The sequence below is a fragment of the Mesorhizobium sp. M1A.F.Ca.IN.020.06.1.1 genome (assembly GCF_004023265.1).
Classification (GTDB): Bacteria; Pseudomonadota; Alphaproteobacteria; order Rhizobiales; family Rhizobiaceae; genus Mesorhizobium.
Genome location: NZ_RZSR01000638.1, coordinates 1 through 3556 on the forward strand (window position 1 = coordinate 1; position 3556 = coordinate 3556).

Here is a 3556-nt window from a genome sequence, read left to right on the forward strand (position 1 = left end):
GGTCACCGACAAGATCGCCAACCGCTCCGACGACATCAACGATACGATCAAGAATGCCCGCCAGCTTGCGCAACGCCTCAACGACGCCTCCGTGCGCGTCGACGGGATTCTCGAGAAGGTCGACAAGCTTCTCGGGTCCGGTGAAGCCAATGGCGTAATGGCCGATGCTCGGGCGACGCTGAAGTCCTTCAAGCAGGTTGCCGATACGCTGAACTCTCGGCTGGGCACCATCGTCGACAATCTGTCGCGCTTCTCCGGCCAGGGCCTGCAGGATGTCGAGGCGCTGGTCCAGGCCAGCCGGCGCTCGATCAGCCGAATCGAGGAAGCGGTGACAGATCTCAGCCGAAACCCGCAGCGCATACTGACGGGCGGCGAGGGGGAGGTCCGTCAGTTTGACGGCAGGGCACGGCGTTGACTTCCGCTGCTGCGAACGCCAAGAACATGGATTGCAGCTGTAAGTTGATCGTCAGATCCGGGGACAGTGGGGATCGCGCGTGAAGTTAGTGAGAGGGTTGAAGTCCGTTGCTGCCGCGACGCTCGTGTTCACGCTTGCAGGCTGCGCGGTACTGGGGGGCAGGCCGGCGCCGCTCGACACGTTCGAGCTTTCCGCGCCTTCGCTCGACATGCGAGGCCACAGCCGCCGCCAGATCCTGATCGCCCAACCCTCGGCGCTGAAGGCGCTGGACAGCCAGAACATCGTGATCAGGCCGTCCGACCAGTCGATCCAGTTCCTCAAGGGCGCGCAATGGGCGGACCGCCTGCCGCTGATCGTGCAGGCAAGGCTCGCCGAGACTTTTCAGCGGTCCGGCAGCTTTGCCGGTGTCGGCAAGCCGGGCGAGGGTTTGGCGATCGACTACCAGATCATCGTCGAGGTGCGGTCCTTCGAAGTCCGGGTCAATGGCGGCGAACATGCCGATGTCGAGCTGTTCGTGCGCATCCTCAACGATCGCAATGGCGAGGTGCGCGCCTCGAAGGACTTCACGGCCAGCGCACCGGTCTCGGGCGGCGGAAATGCCGCTTATGTCGGTGCCCTGGACAACGCGTTCGGCCAAGCGGCGAAGGACATCGTCCGCTGGACCGATTCGGTGATCTGAACGAATGCGCGTGCCGGTGCGGTGCCACGCAGACAAACACTCGAAGACGTCTGCCTGCAATTTTTCGGATTTCAACAGATGTTGCAGGGTGTAGGTCAGCGATAGCGCATCGTCGAGCGCGTCGTGTGCCCGCAACGGAGCGTGGTCGACGCCATAATAGTCCGCCAGCTTGTTGCTGGGTGTCCTCGCCAAATCTTCGATCGGCATCCCTGCCGCTAGCAGCAGCTTGACTGCATTGTCGAACCGGTTGGCTGGTATGGAAACGGGAATGCCGGCGACATAACAACTGATCGCGACCATGTTCAGCTCGTCCTTGCCCCAGGACCAAAAGCGCGCACCGTCGGAGAACCGGTCGATGTCGGCAAGAGCTTCTGCCAATTCGACTCCCTCGGTCTCCAGGGTTTCTTCAGTGATGCCGGTGAGCTGGGTGAAAAACGGATCGAGCGCGTATCCCCGGCCAATCGGTCAATCGGTTGCACATAGGCGCAGTGCGTGCCTAATAGGGGAAACTCCCCCTCAAGTCCGAGCTTTACTGCGCCGACCTGGGCTATGACCGGATCGGGATCATGAGCCGCGCACCAAAATCTGCGTTGCGAGCCTTCGAGGCAAAGAAATTCGCAGTCGAAGATTATCGCTGTCTTCAAGGCCTTCCCCGCCAAATCGAAGATGGGACCTGCGTCAACTGGAAGTGGATTCTAAAATGAAGAAGCGGAGCAATGCCCCCGCTTCAGTGTCTGACATGTGCCCCGTTCAGTGCAGGCGGCCGCTGGCGTGGGCCAGCATCGTGTAGACCTTGCCGGTGTCCGACGTGAGGTAGGTTTGCGCCATGATGTTGTCGCGGTCGTTGCGCGATACGTCCTTGAGCAGCTTCTCGAAATCGTCGCAGTAGCGGTCGACGGCGGCGCGGAACTCGGCCTCGGCCTGATACTTGCGGCGGATCTCGTCGAAGGTCTGCTGGCCCTTCAGCGTGTAGAGCCGGCGCGTGAACACGTCGCGCTCGCCGCGGCGGTAGCGGTTCCACAACTCGATCGAGGCGTCATGGTCGATAGCGCGGGCGATGTCGACGGATAGAGAGTTGAGCGATTCCATGACATGCAGCGGCGAACGCTGGGCAGGGGTCGCGCGCGGTGCTTCCGCGGGCGTCGCCGGCTTCAGCTCTTCCTCGCGCGAGGCGTTGGTCAGGAGATCGCGCACCCAGCCGCCCTGCTGCGTGCGGCCGTTCGGATCGCGGCGCGGCGTTTCCGCCGGGCGCTCGAGATCGAGGGTGCCGCGCAGCGTCGTCTCGCCGATCGGTGCCTGCGGCGCCGGGCGCTCCGGCTGAGGCTGCTGCGACGCCGGCGGGCGGCGCAGCGGCTGCTCGGCGGGGCGAGCGGGCGCCTGCGGCGCGGGGCGCAGGGCGCGCGGCTCGCCGGTTTCGCTGCTGCCGCTGCGGCCGGATTTCGCAACGATATCCGACAGTTCCTTGAGCGCGTTGATCTGCTCGGCGACGGCGCGGCGGATGGCCGAGGTCGATTCCTTGGCCTCCTCCGGCATCTCGATGACGCCCTTCTTGAGCTCGGCGCGGGTGAGGTCCAGCTCGCTCTTGATGGAACCTGCGGTGCGCCGCATCTCCTCGGTCGCGTCGGCGAAGCGGCGCGTCGCCGAATCGACGACCTCGGCGATGGCGGTGCGAATCTTCTCCGCCGATTCCATCGTCCGGCCCTCGGCATTCTGCATCGTCTGGCCCACAAGAGTCTCGAAGGAGCGCATGACTTTCTCGAGGTCTTCCGACTTCTTGACCAGACCGACGGCGAGGTCTTCCAGCGACGACTGCCGCTCCAGCGTGTGCTCGAGATTGCTCTGCGCGGAGCTCAGCAGGTCCGAGGCGCTCGACAGCAGGCGGCTGTGCTCGTCGAACTTGGTCGCGATCGAGGCGACCTCGCGCAACGTCGCCGACGACAGATCGGTGAGCCGCGTCGTGTTGGAATCAACGAGGCGCGCCGAGCTGGCAAAGGTCTGGGCCGCCTTCTCGGTGGTCGCCGCGAAGCTCTGCGTGCTGCCGCTCAGGCGCTCCTCGACCTGGCCGAGATTGACGGCCGCCTGGTCGATCAGCTGACTGAGCTGCGCGCTGGAGGTGGTCATGCGGCCGATAAGGTCGGCAACGCTGTCGGCCAGCGTCGAGCGAGCGCTCTCGACCGCCGAGAGCGTCTCCGCGGTACGGTTGGCGAGCGCATTGACGAGGGCCGCGTTTTCGCTGCGCAGCTTCTCGGTCGCCCGTTCGGTGACCTCTTCCATCCTCTTTTGCAGCTCGGAGCCGCCCTGGGCGAAGCGCTCGACCAGCGGACGCGCCGTCTCGTCGAGAATCTTCGACATTTCGGAGGAGCGCGCCGCAAGCATGGTGTTGAGCTCGCGGGTGTTGGCGCCAATGGTCTTTGCCGCCTCGTTGGTGCTCTGGCCGATATGCTGGCCGACCGCGGTGAAGG

At 64.5% G+C, this 3556-nt stretch carries 1 protein-coding gene and 3 pseudogenes; 2 read left to right on the plus strand and 2 right to left on the minus strand.

Going from position 1 to position 3556, the window contains the following annotated elements; translation table 11 throughout:
* Together EOA60_RS23995 and EOA60_RS24000 are read left to right on the plus strand one after the other, a co-directional pair.
* Positions 1-415: pseudogene (locus tag EOA60_RS23995) on the plus strand (MCE family protein); the annotation flags it as partial.
* An 88-nt stretch (positions 416-503) separates the two neighbouring features.
* Complete coding sequence (locus EOA60_RS24000) at positions 504-1094, plus strand: ABC-type transport auxiliary lipoprotein family protein (protein ID WP_095800812.1); 591 nt, start codon at positions 504-506, stop codon at positions 1092-1094.
* A 39-nt stretch (positions 1095-1133) separates the two neighbouring features.
* Here EOA60_RS24000 and EOA60_RS39185 read toward each other — a convergent pair.
* Positions 1134-1738 (minus strand): annotated as a pseudogene (locus tag EOA60_RS39185) (3'-5' exonuclease); the annotation flags it as partial.
* A gap of 106 nt (positions 1739-1844) precedes the next feature.
* Positions 1845-3556: pseudogene (locus EOA60_RS24010) on the minus strand (kinesin); the annotation flags it as partial.